This is a genomic window from Rhizobium sp. N731, from assembly GCF_001664145.1.
Taxonomy (GTDB): Bacteria; Pseudomonadota; Alphaproteobacteria; order Rhizobiales; family Rhizobiaceae; genus Rhizobium; species Rhizobium esperanzae.
In genome coordinates this window covers 48,113-62,472 of record NZ_CP013606.1, presented here as the reverse complement: position 1 = coordinate 62,472, position 14,360 = coordinate 48,113, and the positions used below count along the sequence as shown (strand labels likewise).

10 protein-coding genes are annotated in these 14,360 nt (G+C 63.5%); 9 read left to right on the top strand and 1 reads right to left on the bottom strand.

What is annotated here, in order from left to right:
- Positions 1 to 66: 66 nt before the first annotated feature.
- A complete protein-coding gene (locus tag AMK02_RS27705; RefSeq protein WP_064808090.1) occupies positions 67 to 1,242 on the top strand; it encodes a DUF3095 domain-containing protein in 1,176 nt (391 codons plus the stop codon).
- On the opposite strand, the gene AMK02_RS27700 is transcribed toward AMK02_RS27705, so the two are convergent.
- A complete protein-coding gene (locus AMK02_RS27700) occupies positions 1,232 to 2,569 on the bottom strand; it encodes a nucleotide sugar dehydrogenase (RefSeq protein ID WP_064808088.1) in 1,338 nt (445 codons plus the stop codon). The two genes, AMK02_RS27705 and AMK02_RS27700, sit on opposite strands and share 11 nt — an antisense overlap.
- 461 nt (positions 2,570 to 3,030) lie before the next feature.
- On the opposite strand from AMK02_RS27700, the gene AMK02_RS27695 reads away from it, so the two are divergent.
- From AMK02_RS27695 to AMK02_RS27660, 8 genes are all read left to right on the top strand, one after another.
- Positions 3,031 to 4,374: an adenylate/guanylate cyclase domain-containing protein gene (locus AMK02_RS27695; protein WP_064808086.1), complete on the top strand. Its 1,344-nt coding sequence runs from the start codon at positions 3,031 to 3,033 to the stop codon at positions 4,372 to 4,374.
- 155 nt (positions 4,375 to 4,529) lie between these two features.
- Positions 4,530 to 6,419 carry an ABC transporter ATP-binding protein gene (locus AMK02_RS27690; protein WP_064808084.1) on the top strand — a complete coding sequence of 630 codons (1,890 nt, stop codon included), beginning with the start codon at positions 4,530 to 4,532 and terminating at the stop codon, positions 6,417 to 6,419.
- On the top strand, positions 6,419 to 8,326 hold the full coding sequence (locus AMK02_RS27685; RefSeq protein ID WP_064808082.1) for an ABC transporter substrate-binding protein: 1,908 nt from the start codon (positions 6,419 to 6,421) through the stop codon (positions 8,324 to 8,326). Before AMK02_RS27690 ends, AMK02_RS27685 begins: the two co-directional genes overlap by 1 nt.
- A gap of 3 nt (positions 8,327 to 8,329) precedes the next feature.
- On the top strand, positions 8,330 to 9,328 hold the full coding sequence (locus AMK02_RS27680; protein WP_011427898.1) for an ABC transporter permease: 999 nt from the start codon (positions 8,330 to 8,332) through the stop codon (positions 9,326 to 9,328).
- Positions 9,328 to 10,500: an ABC transporter permease gene (locus tag AMK02_RS27675; protein ID WP_064808080.1), complete on the top strand. Its 1,173-nt coding sequence runs from the start codon at positions 9,328 to 9,330 to the stop codon at positions 10,498 to 10,500. The genes AMK02_RS27680 and AMK02_RS27675 overlap by 1 nt, the downstream gene beginning before the upstream one ends.
- Positions 10,501 to 10,597: 97 nt before the next feature.
- A complete protein-coding gene (locus AMK02_RS27670) occupies positions 10,598 to 11,806 on the top strand; it encodes a glycosyltransferase family protein (protein ID WP_064808078.1) in 1,209 nt (402 codons plus the stop codon).
- 9 nt (positions 11,807 to 11,815) lie between these two features.
- Positions 11,816 to 13,063 (top strand): glycosyltransferase, encoded by a 1,248-nt coding sequence (locus AMK02_RS27665; protein ID WP_064808077.1) that lies wholly within the window; start codon positions 11,816 to 11,818, stop codon positions 13,061 to 13,063.
- A complete protein-coding gene (locus AMK02_RS27660; RefSeq protein WP_064808075.1) occupies positions 13,060 to 14,205 on the top strand; it encodes a glycosyltransferase family protein in 1,146 nt (381 codons plus the stop codon). Before AMK02_RS27665 ends, AMK02_RS27660 begins: the two co-directional genes overlap by 4 nt.
- Positions 14,206 to 14,360: the final 155 nt, after the last annotated feature.

Sequence of the window (14,360 nt, the reverse complement as noted above, 5' to 3'; positions counted from 1 at the left end):
AGTCGATTGCCGTAAATGGGAATTGGCGTTGCAGCAGCGATATGTGTCTGTGCTAAAGTCGATGACATGACAACTGAGACCGACGAAGAATTCTTTGCGAACGTGCCGCTCTTCAGCGCCTTCGAGGGCGTGACCGATGCCGACAATTACCGGCCGCTGCCGGAGGGATGGGTGCTGGCGCTTGCCGATATCGTCGGCTCGACACAGGCGATCGCCGGCGGCCGCTACAAGGACGTCAACATGGCCGGCGCCAGCGTCATTTCGGCGGTGCTGAATGCCGTCGGCAAGGGCGACTATCCCTTCGTCTTCGGTGGCGACGGCGCGCTGATCGCGCTTCCGGGTTCGCTGGAGAAGGCGGCGCGCGATGCGCTCGCCGCCGTGCAGGTCTGGGTCGAGGAGGATCTCGGCCTGATGCTGCGCATCGCCATCGTGCCGGTCGCCGATACCCGCGCCGAGGGCCTCGACGTCCGTGTCGCGCGCTATTCCGCAAGCCCGCACGTCACCTATGCGATGTTCTGGGGCGGCGGCACGAGCTGGGCGGAACGACAGATGAAGCTCGGCCGCTACGGCATCGAGCGCGCCGCTCCGGGAACGCGGCCGGATCTCACCGGCCTTTCCTGCCGCTGGAGCCCGATCGAGGCCGAGAACGGCGAGATCGTCTCGATCATCGCCGTGCCCGGCGAAGGCCGGCCGGGCGAAGAATTCCGCGATCTCGTCAACGGCATCGTCGCCATCACCGCCGAGCAGAACCGCGGCAGCCATCCGGTGCCGGCCGACGGCCCGAAATTCGCCTTTTCGCTGAAGGGTATCAATCGCGAGGCCAAGGCGACTGCGCCGGCCGGCCGGCGTCTGTGGCAGAAGCTCTTCATCTTGCTGCAGCTCGCCATCGTCGTTGTCTGCTACAAGCTCGGCGTTCCGCTCGGACGCTTTGATGCCCGCCGCTATAAGGGCGACGTCGCCGGCAATTCCGATTTCCGCAAGTTCGACGATGGACTGAAGATGACGGTCGATGTCGACGCCGCCCGCTTGAAACGGATCGAGACGCTGCTGGAAGAAGCGCGGGCGAGAGGCATTGCCCGCTACGGCCTGCATCGCCAGTCCTCGGCGCTGATGACCTGCTTCGTGCCGACGCCGATCTCGCGCGACCACATGCATTTCATCGATGGCGCATCAGGCGGTTATGCCGTCGCCGCCAGCCGGATGACGGGCAAATCGCTTTCGGCCGTTTCCGTCACGCCTTGATGACGTGAGAGGCCGAGAGGCCGAGGCGGTCGAAGACGTTGCGCGTATCGACGATCAGCGCCGCAGTTTTGGCGAGCATCGTATAATCGATCCTGTCATGGTCGGTCGCGACCAGCACAGCATCGTAGCCGGCCACCGCCTCCGGAGTCAGCGTCACCGACTTGCGGCCCTTCAGGGCCTGGTGTTCGCGCGTCGGCGGGATCTCGGCGACGAAGGGATCGTGGTAATCGGCCCGTCCGCCGCGCTCCTCGATGATCTCGATCAGCCGCAGCGACGGGCTCTCTCTTATATCGGCGACGTTCTTCTTATAGGCGAGCCCCAGCACCAGCACCCGGCTGCGGCTCAGCGCCTTGCCGGCGCGCATGTCGAGCGCTTCGGCCAGTTTGCCGACGACATAACGCGGCATCGCCGAATTGATCTCGCCGGCAAGCTCGATGAAGCGGGTCGGCAACTCGTATTCGCGCGATTTCCAGGTGAGGTAGAAGGGATCGATCGGGATGCAATGGCCCCCAAGGCCGGGGCCGGGATAGAAGGGCATATAGCCGAACGGCTTGGTCTTGGCCGCGTCGATCACTTCCCAGACGTCGATGCCCATCGCCGCGTAGACGGTCTTCAGCTCGTTGACGAGGGCGATGTTGACCGAGCGGAAGATGTTTTCGGTGAGCTTGACGGCCTCGGCCGTCGCATTCGAGGAGACAGGAACGACGGTCGAAACGGCAGCGCCGTAGAAGGTCTTCATCAGAGCCAAGGCCTCGGGCCCGTCGCCGGCGACGACCTTCGGGATGGTCGCGGTGTGATAATGCTGGTTGCCGGGATCCTCGCGCTCCGGCGAGAAGCCGACAAAGAAATCGGCGCCGGATTTCAGGCCGGAGCCTTCGAGGATGACCTTGACGATATCGTCTGTGGTGCCGGGATAGGTGGTCGATTCCAGCGCGACGAGCTGGCCGGAGCGCAGATGTTCTGCGATCGAGCGCGAGGTCGCCTCGACGAAGGAAAGGTCGGGGTCACGATGTTTGGTGAGCGGCGTCGGCACGCAGATGATGATCACGTCGCACTCGCCAAGGCCTGCGAAATCCGTGGTCGCCTGGAACCGCCCCGCCTCGATCTCGGCGGCGAGCGCCTCGTTGCTGACGGCGTCGATATAGGAACGGCGGGCCTCGAGCGCCACCATTTTTGAGGGATCGATGTCGAAGCCGGTGACCGCAAAACCGCTGCGCGCGACCGCAATCGCCAGCGGCAGGCCGACATAACCGAGCCCGATGATGCCGGCACGCGCCGCGCGGGTTTCGATCTTCTGCAAAAGCGTGTCGAAGGTGGAGGTGGCCAAGGCGGGCTCTTTCAATTGGGGAATTCAGGAAGCTGATCTAATGCATGATGGCGGGGAATTAAACCCGGGGCTTCTTCCCCGGCGGCAATGCCGTCTGGTTGGAGCCAATGAGGGGCCGGCCTCACCAATCTCTTAGCCAGATGAATCCCTTTAGCCGGGTGTGGCGAAAATGCCCCGGCGGCGGCCTTTGCTGCAACTTCGGCGCACAAAAGCGTCCGCCTCCCATTGTTTCGCATCTGCAGCATCCCTATCTGAGTTTGATATTGAACCATCGAGAAAGGACTTCCCGTCCGGTCCCCGCTCGGGGAACTCAGGGGCGCTGCTGCCGGGCTTTCGGCGGATCGTTGACAAATATTACCGCTCGTACATCCTGATTTTCTTGTGACCTGCGCATGAAAATGCGTCGGCCGAGGGACTTTTGGCTCTTAGGGATGGCGTGCCTTATGAGGATCATACCGCGAATGAGCACGATCGAATCCAGCGTGTCCTCCATCCTGTTGGACCGGGTCGCCGAATGGCTGACGCATTCCTCGCTGGCAGGCGACGACCTTGAAAACATCGTGCGCGGCTTCTGCGAAAGGCTTGCCTCCGCCGGCCTGCCGATTGCGCGCGTGCACCTGACCTTTTCGATGCTGCATCCGCTCTACGATGCGCTGAGCTTCACCTGGCGGCGCGCCAGCGGCGTCACCATCGAGGGTTTCCGCATGCCGGCCGGGCAGAAGCCGGACCGCTTCCTGCAGAGCCCCTATTATTACCTGCTCGACAACAACCTGCAGCACATCCGCCGGCGGCTCATGCAGGAAGGGCCGGCCGAATTCCCGATTTTCGAGGACCTGCGCAAGGACAGGATGACCGATTATCTCGCCTTCGTGCAGCCCTTCGGCGACGATTCGGTGCAGGGCATGATGGGCTCCTGGTCGACCGATCACCATGACGGTTTTACCGACGACATGATCGACGCGCTGCTCCGGATGCAGAACCATCTGGCGGTCGCCGCCAAGATGGCGGTGCTCGGCAAGCTCGCCAACAACATGCTGACCACCTATCTCGGCGGCGACGCCGGCAAGCGGGTGCTGAACGGCCAGATCCGCCGCGGCGACGGCGAAACGATCCGTGCGGCCCTCGTCATGGGCGACATGCGCGAATCCACCATGTATGCGGAAAAGGAAGGCCGCCAGGCCTATATCGATACGCTCAACCAGTTCTTCGACGCGATCGCCGCCCCCTTCAACCGCAATGGCGGCGAGATTCTGAGCTTCCTCGGCGACGGCTTCCTCGCCGTCTATCCCTGCGGGCGTCACAAGGATCCGTCCAAAATCGCCTGCGAGGCTGCACTTTCGGCCGTCTATCAGGCACAGGCGCGGGTGGCCGAACTCAACCGCGACCGCGAGGAAAAGGGTCTGGCCAGGATCGGTTACGGCATCGGCCTGCATGTCGGCAACGTCATGTTCGGCAATGTGGGCCTCAAGGACCGGCTGACCTTCTCCGCCTTCGGATCGGCGGTCAACGAGGTGCAGCGTCTGCAAATCCTGACCAAGAAATACGGCCGCGAGGTCGTCGCCAGCCAGGCCTTCGCCGGTTATTGCGGTGGCGAATGGACGACCCTCGGAGAGGAGAAGCTGCGCGGCATCCGCCAGAAGGTGACGGTGCTCCAGCCACGCGCCCCGGCCCCGGAGATCCATGTCGACGAACATTTCCGCGAGGCCGTGCAGAACGGACTTTCCGAAGCCGAGCAGGTCATTCTGCTGCACCGGGATGCGAAGAAACAGGTCAAGCGCACCAGCATGGAGAAGTTCATCCAGTAAAACGCCAGGTCGGCACCGATAAAATTGCGTGTTTCGTCCGCACCACCACGGCGAAAGGCGGCAATATCCCCTTGATTGTCATCAGCTAGACACCCCGTTTGCGGTACGATAGTGTGCCCTAACGGGAACATAGAAGACTGGGGAATTTCATTGGTATGGCGTCCGCTGCCGATTTGTTGCGTATTGAGAACCTCGATGTCTCTTTCTCCGTTTTCGGCGACCGGCTGCGCGTCGTAAAGGAAGCCAATCTTCGTATCCTCCCGGGCAAGGTCACCGCTCTCGTCGGTGAATCCGGCTCGGGCAAATCGGTGATCAGCCAGGCGATCATGGGCATTCTGCCCAATCCCGCCAGGGCCTCGGGCAGCATCCTCTTCACCGACCCGCTCGACGGCAGCACGACTGATATCCTGTCGCTCTCGCGCGACAGCGAGGAGATGCGCGATCTGCGCGGCAAGCGCATGGCGACGATCTTCCAGGAGCCGATGACCTCGCTCTCGCCGCTGCACACTGTCGGCAACCAGATCAGCGAGGTGCTGCTGATCCATACCGAGACCGACAAGCAGGAGGCGCGTCAAAAGACTGAGGAAATGCTCGGCCTCGTCGGCTTCTCCAATCCGCACCGCACCTACGACATGTATCCGTTCGAGTTGTCGGGCGGCATGCGCCAGCGCGCCATGATCGCCATGGCGTTGATATGCAAGCCGGCGCTGCTGATCGCCGACGAGCCGACGACGGCGCTCGACGTAACGATCCAGGCGCAGATCCTCGAGTTGCTGCGCGATCTTCAGGCCAAGCTCGGCATGGCGATGCTGCTCATCACCCACGATCTCGGCATCGTCGCCAACATGGCCGACGAGGTGGTCGTCATCTATCACGGCGAGATCATGGAAGCCGGGCCGGTCGAGGCGATCTTCCGAAACCCGCAGCATCCCTATCTCAAGGCCCTGATGGCCGCCGTTCCGCATTTCGACATGAAACCCGGCGAGCGGCTGAAGGCGCTGCGCGACGTGCCGGTCAATCTCGAGACTCTCGTCGGCAAGAAGAAGCTGCTGCAGGCGGAGGCGCCGGGCACGCTGCTGTCGGTCACCAATCTCTCGAAGACCTACAAGACGCGCAAGCGCAGTCTCCTGGGCAAGCATGAGGCCACCGTCCTGCGCGCCGTCGACGATGTCAGCTTCGACATCCGCCGCGGCGAATGTCTCGGCCTGGTCGGCGAATCCGGCTGCGGCAAGACGACGCTCAGCAAGATCCTGATGCGCGCCATCACACCCGACAGCGGCGCGGTCGTGTTCAACGACGGCAAGGAGGTCATCGACGTGCTTGCCGTCAAGGGCGACGAGCTGCAGGACATGCGCACCAAGATCCAGATGGTGTTCCAGGATCCGGTCTCCTCGCTGTCGCCACGCATGACGGTGCGCAACATCCTCAGCGAACCGCTGGAGATCCACGATCGCGGCGACAGTGATGAGCGCAAGCGTAAGGTCGAGGGGCTGATGGGAGCGATCGGCCTCGACAAGCGCTACCTCAGCCGTTACCCGCACAGCTTTTCCGGCGGCCAGCGCCAGCGCATCGGCATTGCCCGCGCGCTGGCGCTCGGCCCGAAACTCGTCATCCTCGACGAGCCGGTCTCGGCCCTCGACGTCTCGGTGCAGGCACAGATCCTCAACCTGCTCAAGGATCTGCAGAAGGAGCTGGGGCTGACCTACCTGTTCATCTCGCACAACCTCGCCGTCGTCGATTACATGGCCGACCGCATCGCCGTCATGTGCAAGGGCCGCATCGTCGAGATCGCGCCGCGCGAGATCATCCTGCGCGATCCGGTGCACCCCTATACGAAATCGCTGCTCGCCGCCGTTCCCTTCCCCGATCTCGACCGGCCGCTCGATTTCAAGGCGCTCCGGGAAAACGGCGCCGCCGACAAGCAGAATTGGGGCGTGACCTTCACCGCCGAACATGACGATGCTTCCGAGCTTGCCTATGCCGATCTCGGCGACGGCCATTTGGTGCGCGCCCGCAAGGGCGCTACGGCCAAGGAGTTGCGCTGATGGTGACGCGTCGCACCTTTCTGGGCGGCCTCGTCGGTGCGGCGATCGCGCCGGCGGTGCTGCGAGCCGAGTCGGCCGGCGAACCGGAATTCCTCAAGGAGCGGCTGGCATCCGGCAGCCTGCCGCCGATGGCCGAGCGCATTCCCGCCCGTCCGCGCATCGTCAACCTGAAGGAGATGGGGCTCGAACCCGGCGCCTATGGCGGCACGGTGCGCACCATCATCGGCAGCCAGCGCGACATCCGCTTCATGACGATCTACGGCTATGCCCGCCTGATCGGCTACGACAAGCACCTTCAGTTCCAGCCTGACATTCTCGCCGATTTCCGCTCCGAGGACGACACGGTCTTCACCTTCACGCTGCGCGAGGGCCATAAATGGTCGGACGGGGCGCCGTTCACGGCCGATGATTTCCGCTACTGGTGGGAAGACGTCATCCTCAACGACAAGCTGACACCCGGCGGCGGTGCGCTCGAGCTTCGTCCGCACGGCAGCCTGCCGCGCTTCGAGATGCTCGATCCGCTGACCGTACGTTACACCTGGGAAAAACCCAACCCGATGTTCCTGCCGGCCCTGGCAGGACCCATACCGCTCGTTATCGTCGGGCCGGCGCACTACCTCAAGCAGTTCCACAAGAAGTATCAGCCCGACCAGGCGAAAATGGAACAGATGATGCAGGCCAACCGCGCCAAGAAATGGCAGGACCTGCACATCAAGATGGCGCGCTCCTACCGTCCCGAGAATCCGAACCTGCCGACACTGGATCCCTGGCACAATACCACCGCATTGCCGGCCGAGCAGTTCGTCTTCGAGCGTAACCCGTTCTTCCATCGCGTCGACGAAAACGGCAGGCAGCTTCCCTATCTCGACCGTTTCGTCCTCAACGTCTCTTCCTCGTCGATCATCGCCGCCAAGGCGGGTGCGGGCGAGGCCGACCTGCAGGCGACCGGCATCGATTTCAACGACTACACCTTCCTGAAAGAGGCGGAGAAGCGCTTTCCGGTGAAGGTCAATCTCTGGAAGGTCGCACGCGGATCGCGCATCACACTGTTGCCGAATCTCAACTGCGCCGACGAGGTGTGGCGCGGCCTGTTCCGTGACGTGCGGCTGCGCCGGGCGCTGTCGCTGGCGATCAATCGGCACGAGATCAATATGGTCGCCTTCTATGGCTTGGGCACGCCGAGCGCCGATACCGTGCTGCCCGACAGCCCGCTCTTCAAGCAGGAATATGCCAACGCCTTCGTCAAATTCGATCCCGACGAGGCCAATCGCCTGCTCGACGAGCTCGGCCTGACCAGGCGCGGCGACGACGGCATAAGGCTGCTGCCGGACGGGCGGCGCGCCGAGATCACCGTCGAGACCGCCGGCGAAAGCAATCTCGATACCGACGTACTGGAACTGGTGCACGATCACTGGGCCGATATCGGCCTTGCGCTTTATACCCGCACCTCGCAGCGCGACGTCTTCCGCAACCGCGCCATGAGCGGCACGATCATGATGTCGATCTGGTACGGCCTCGACAATGGCGTGCCGACGGCCGACATGTCGCCGTCCGGTCTTGCGCCGACGCTCGACGATCAGCTGCAGTGGCCGCTCTGGGGCATGCATTATCTCTCCGCCGGCCAGGAAGGTGTCGCTCCCGACCTGCCGGAAGCGGCCGAACTGGTCGATCTGCTCGGCCAGTGGGGCTCGACGGCGAAGTTCGAGGAGCGTCAGGCGATCTGGCACCGAATGCTGTCGCTCTATACGCAGCAGGTCTTCTCGATCGGCCTCATCAACAGCACGCTGCAGCCGATCCTGCGCGCCGCCAAGCTGCAGAACCTGCCGGAGAAAGCGCTCTACGGCTTCGATCCCACCTCCTATCTCGGCGTCTATATGCCGGATGTTTTCTGGTACAAGGAGGCCTGAGGCGTGCTCAGATATATTCTCTGGCGCATCGCCGCCATGGTGCCGACGCTCTTCGTCATTTCGGCGCTTGTCTTCACCATCATCGAGCTGCCGCCCGGCGACTTCTTCGAGAGCCAGATCGCCGAGCTGCGCGCCTCCGGCGAGACAGCCAACCTCCAGGAAATCGAGGAGATGCGCCAGCAATACGGCTTCGACAAGCCGGAGATCGTGCGCTACTTCTACTGGGTCGGCGGCATGCTGCACGGCGATTTCGGCTATTCCTTCGAATACCAGCTGCCGGTCTCGGACGTGGTCGGCGAACGGCTGTGGCTGACGATCCTCGTCTCCTTCACGACGATCCTGCTCACCTGGTTGATCGCCTTTCCGATCGGCATCTATTCGGCGACGCATCAGTATAGCTGGGGCGATTACGGGCTGACCTTCCTCGGCCTGCTCGGCATCGCCATTCCGAACTTCATGCTGGCGCTGATCCTCATGTATTTCGCCAACGTCTGGTTCGGTCTGTCGATCGGCCACCTGATGGACCAGCAATATCTCAACGCGCCGATGAGTTGGGAAAAAGCGAAGTCGATCCTCGCCCATCTGTGGATCCCCGTCATCATCGTCGGCACGGCCGGCACGGCCGGGATGATCCGGCGGCTGCGGGCCAATCTTCTCGACGAGATGCAGAAGCAATATGTGACGACGGCCCGCGCCAAGGGCCTGCATCCGATGCGGGCGCTGGTCAAATATCCGCTGCGCATGGCGCTCAACTTCTTCATCGCCGACATCGGTTCGATCCTGCCGTCAATCATCTCGGGCGCCGAAATCGTCGCCATCGTCCTGTCGCTGGAGACGACCGGGCCGATGCTGATCAAGGCGCTGCAGAGCCAGGACATGTATCTCGCCGGCTCCTTCCTGATGTTCCTCGCCTTCCTCAATGTCATCGGCGTGCTGATCTCCGATATCGCCCTCGGCTTCCTCGATCCCCGCATCCGTCTGCAAGGCAGGAGCACCAAATAATGTCGCCCCTTCCCGCACCTGGCGCGCCGCTGCCGCATTACGTCTCGACCGCGCCTTTCGATCCGCACGCGACCGAGAGCATGACGGCGGCGCAATCGCGCATCCATCTCGCCTCGCAGAAACAGCTGATGTGGTGGAAGTTCAAGCAGCACAGGCTGGCCTTGATCTCCGGCATCTTTCTCGCCGCCATCTACCTGATGATCCTGATCGTCGAGTTCCTGGCGCCCTACGGCCTGCACACCCGCAACGTCGATTTCATCCATGCGCCGCCGCAGCGCGTCCACTTCTTCGATAAGGGCGAGTTCGTCGGCCCCTTCGTCTACGGCCGCTCCATGACGCTCGATCTCGACACGCTGCACCGGGTCTATACCGACCGGCCGAACGACGTGCAGCCGATCCGCTTCTTCTGCCGCGGCGATTCCTATAGATTCTGGGGCCTCGTCGCCTCGAATTACCATCTCATCTGCCCGGCGATCGGCGGCCAGATGTTCCTGCTCGGCACCGACCGGCTCGGCCGCGACGTGCTGTCGCGCATCCTCTACGGCGCACGCATATCGCTGACGATCGGCCTGATCGGTATTTCGATCAGCTTCGTGCTCGGCATCGTCATCGGCGGCCTTGCCGGCTACTGGGGCGGCGTCTTCGACCTCATCGTCCAGCGCCTGATCGAGGTGCTCCAGTCGCTGCCGAGCCTGCCGCTGTGGATGGCGCTCGCCGCCATCATGCCGGTGACCTGGAGCCCGATCGTCATCTATTTCGGCATCACCGTCATCCTCGGCATCATCGACTGGACCGGGCTGGCGCGTGCCGTGCGCTCGAAACTGCTGGCGTTGCGCGAGGAGGATTACGTCCAGGCCGCGCAGCTGATGGGCGCCAGCACGCCGCGCATCATCGGCCGCCATCTGGTGCCGGGCTTCATGTCGCATCTCATCGCTTCGGCGACGATTTCGATCCCCGGCATGATCCTCGGCGAGACCGCGCTCTCCTTCCTCGGCCTCGGTCTTCGGCCGCCGATCACCAGCTGGGGCATTCTGCTGACGGAGGCAAAAAGCGTCAGCGTCATCGCCTTCTATCCCTGGCTGCTCTTTCCGATCATTCCTGTTGTTCTTGTCATTTTGGCGTTCAACTTTCTGGGAGACGGCTTGCGCGATGCGGCAGATCCCTACAAATAGCGGGAAGCTCGGCGGCGCCTTCCGGCACCGCGCCCGCCTCTTGGCCTCCGGACGGTGGGGGTACTAATTCATGTTGTTCACCCCGGAGGGAACACCCATGGCCAGACGTCTCGAAGATGCTCGCATCCTCATGTACAGCCACGACACGTTCGGTCTCGGCCATCTCAGGCGCTGTCGCACCATCGCCCATGCGCTGGTCGAAGACTATCGCGGCCTCAACATCCTGATCATTTCGGGGGCGACGATCGCCGGCGCCTTCGATTACCGCGCCCGCGTCGATTTCGTGAAGATCCCGAGCGTCATCAAGCTGCGCAACGGCGAATATACGTCGCTCGCCAGCCATATCGATCTGCACGAGACGCTGAAGATGCGCGAATCGAGCATCCGCCATACGGCCGAGACCTTCCAGCCTGACATTTTCATCGTCGACAAGGAGCCGATGGGGTTGAAGGGCGAGGTCGAGGATACGCTCGCCTATCTCAAGGCCCGCGGCACCGTGCTGGTGCTGGGGCTGCGCGAAATCATGGACGCGCCGCATCTGCTCGAGGCCGAGTGGAAGAAGAACAGCGTCATGCAGAAGATCGACCAATATTACGACAGCGTCTGGGTCTACGGACCGCCGGATTTTTACGATCCGCTTGTTGGTCTCGACGTGCCGGCGAGCCTGCGCCGCAAGATGGATTTTGTCGGCTTCCTGCAGCGCAGCGTCTCCAAAGGCAAGAGCTCGATCAACGCCCGCAAGGATAATTACCTGCTGGTCACCACAGGCGGCGGCGGCGACGGCTCCGATCTCGTCCACGACGTCATGAACGCCTACGAGGCCGATCCGACGCTGACGCAGAAGGCGCTGGTCGTACTCGGGCCCTATATGCCGGCCGCCGAGCGCGCCAAGCTGGTGCAAAAGGGCGAAGCCATTCCCTATATCGAGGTGATCGAATTCGACAATCACATGGAAGAGCTGATCGCCGACGCCACCGGCGTCGTCGCCATGGGCGGCTACAACACCTATTGCGAGATCCTCTCCTTCGACAAGCCGGCCCTTATCGTGCCTCGCGTCAAGCCGCGCGAGGAGCAGCTGCTGCGCGCAAAGCGGGCGAGCGAGCTCGGCCTCGTCGACATGCTGCTGCCGGAGCAATCGGTTGATCCCGCCATCATGGCCGCGGCGCTGAAGCGCCTGCCCTCCCGCCTGCCGCCGTCGAAAAGCGGCAGCAATATGCATCTCGAAGGGCTGGACCACATCTCGCAGACCGTCGGCCGATGGCTCGACGGCCGGGCCACCCACCTTGCCGTTGTCGGCGCAGAATAGGGCACAGAATTGCCGCCACGCCGCAAGATCCTCGTCGTGCTGAAAGGCTATCCCCGCCTTTCGGAAACCTTCATCGCCCAGGAACTGCTCGGCCTCGAAAGGGCCGGCTTCGACCTGACGCTGATTTCCATGCGCCGGCCGACCGACAAGAAGCGCCATCCCGTGCATGACGAGATCAAGGCGCGCGTCGTCTATCTGCCGGAATATCTGCACGAGGAACCGATCCGCGTGCTGAAAGGCCTCATCGCCGGCTTCGGCAAAACCGGCTTCAAGGCGCTGATGAAACGCTTCTTCGCCGACCTCAAGCGCGACCTCTCCCGCAACCGCTTCCGCCGCCTCGGCCAGGCGCTGGTACTGGCGCGCGAATGGCCGGATGGGGGCGAGTGGCTGCATGCCCATTTCATCCATACGCCGGCCTCGGTGACGGAATATACCAGCATCCTGACGGACACGCCCTGGACCTGTTCGGCCCATGCCAAGGACATCTGGACCTCGCCCGACTGGGAACTGAAGGAGAAGCTGGAGAGCGCCAGCTGGACCGTCACCTGCACCCGGACCGGCTACGAGCACATGCGCATGCTGACATCGCGCAAGCAGGCCGTCCATTTGAGCTATCACGGCCTCGATCTCGCCCGCTTCGGCCATTTTTCCGGCGCGCGTTCCGAGAGAACCGGCAACGACCCGGCTGATCCGGTCTTCATCCTCAGCGTCGGCCGCGCCGTCGAGAAGAAGGGCTATGACGTGTTGTTGCGGGCGCTGGCGCTGCTGCCCGCCGATCTCCATTGGCGCCTGGAGCATATCGGCGGCGGCGGCGAGCTTGCGACGCTGAAGGCGCTCGCCGCCGAGCTCGGCCTCTCCGGCCGCATCGTCTGGAAGGGCGCCATGGCGCAGGAAGACGTGCTCGATCACTACCGCCGCGCCGATCTCTTTGCGCTCGCCTGCCGCATCGCCGCCAACGGCGACCGCGACGGCCTGCCGAACGTGTTGGTCGAGGCCTCGAGCCAGCGCCTCGTCTGCATCTCCACGACAGTATCCGGCGTGCCGGAACTGCTGACGGACGGCGAGAACGGCCTCGTCGTGCCGCCGGAGGATCCGGCGCTGCTTGCCCGGGCGCTGGAGGCGGCGATCCGCGATCCGGCGCTGCGCCAACGCCTCGGCGACGCCGCCGAACGGCGGGTGCGCGAGGAGTTCGACTATCACTCCAGCATCAGACAGCTCGCCGGCCTGTTCGAGGCCGAATGGCAGAAGGCCTCATGACGGCACCGCGCATCTTCTTCTACGTCCAGCATCTGCTCGGCATCGGCCACATCGCCCGCGCCAGCCGCATCGCCAATGCACTGGTCAGGGACGGCTTCGACGTCACCGTCGTGACCGGCGGCCTGCCGGTGCCGGGCTTTCCCGGCGAGGGTGTGAAGACTTTTGCCCTGCCGGCGGTCGTCGCCAGCAATGCCGGTTTCTCCGGTCTCGCCGATGCCGATGGCCGGCCGGCCGGCGAAGAATTCCTCGCCGCCCGCCGGCAATTGCTGCTCGACGCCTTCCATGCCGCAAAACCCGATGTCGTCATCATCGAGGCCTTCCCCTTCGGCCGGCGGCAGATGCGCTTCGAACTCCTGCCCCTGCTTCAAGCGATCGAAGCGGCCGAACCGCGGCCAAAACTCGTAAGCTCGGTGCGCGACATCCTGCAGGAAAACCGTAAGGCCGGCCGCGACGCCGAGACGGTGGCGCTGGTCAGGAATCACTTCGACGCCGTGCTCGTCCATGGCGATCCCGGCTTCGTCGGGCTCGAGGATACCTTCCCGCTGACGCCTGAGATCGCCGACAGGCTGCGTTATACCGGCCTCGTCGCGCCGCCGCCGGCGCCCGAACCGACGGAAACCTTCGACATCATCGCATCGGCCGGCGGTGGCGCGGTCGGCGCCGAGCTGATCGGCGCGGCGAAGGAGGCCGCGGCGCTGCTGCCCGGCAATCTTCGCTGGCTGCTGATCTCAGGCCCCAACCTGCCGGAAGGCGATTTCGCCCGGTTGTCGCGGGACGCAGCCCCGAATGTGACGCTGGTGCGCTTCCGCAAGGATTTTCCCTCGCTCTTGCGTGGCGCCAGAGTATCGATCTCGCAGGCCGGCTACAACACGGTCGGTGACCTCTTGCGCACCGAGTGCAGGCCGATCCTCATCCCCTTCGTCGCCGGCGGCGAGACCGAACAGACGGTGCGCGCCGAACGGCTGCAGGCGCTGGGTCTTGCCGATATCCTGCCGGAACAAGGGCTGACCTCGACCCATGTGAAAGAGGCTGTCGAAAAGGCGCTGGCAGCGCCTCGGCAGGAGCCGGTCTCGCTCGATCTCGAAGGGGCGGAGAAGACGGCCGCCATCATTCGCTCGATGATTGCCGAATCGCTCGCCTAATTTAAAAATCCTGTGATATAAGCAGAGTTCGGGCGAGAATCGGCCTTTCTGCAGCCGGTCCCTGCGCCTTGTTTTCATTGCGATATCGGCGGTCCGGCTGCATGGTCCTGTTCTCGACAATTCCTGCCCTCCCCGCGCCCGGATCGCGCCTTCGG

What these genes read in the sequence shown, in the direction of transcription:
- AMK02_RS27705 (WP_064808090.1), top strand. Translation starts at nt 67, where the DNA reads ATGACAACTGAGACCGACGAAGAATTCTTTGCGAACGTGCCGCTCTTC.
- AMK02_RS27695 (WP_064808086.1), top strand. Translation starts at nt 3,031, where the DNA reads ATGAGCACGATCGAATCCAGCGTGTCCTCCATCCTGTTGGACCGGGTC.
- AMK02_RS27690 (WP_064808084.1), top strand. Translation starts at nt 4,530, where the DNA reads ATGGCGTCCGCTGCCGATTTGTTGCGTATTGAGAACCTCGATGTCTCT.
- AMK02_RS27685 (WP_064808082.1), top strand. Translation starts at nt 6,419, where the DNA reads ATGGTGACGCGTCGCACCTTTCTGGGCGGCCTCGTCGGTGCGGCGATC.
- AMK02_RS27675 (WP_064808080.1), top strand. Translation starts at nt 9,328, where the DNA reads ATGTCGCCCCTTCCCGCACCTGGCGCGCCGCTGCCGCATTACGTCTCG.
- AMK02_RS27670 (WP_064808078.1), top strand. Translation starts at nt 10,598, where the DNA reads ATGGCCAGACGTCTCGAAGATGCTCGCATCCTCATGTACAGCCACGAC.
- AMK02_RS27660 (WP_064808075.1), top strand. Translation starts at nt 13,060, where the DNA reads ATGACGGCACCGCGCATCTTCTTCTACGTCCAGCATCTGCTCGGCATC.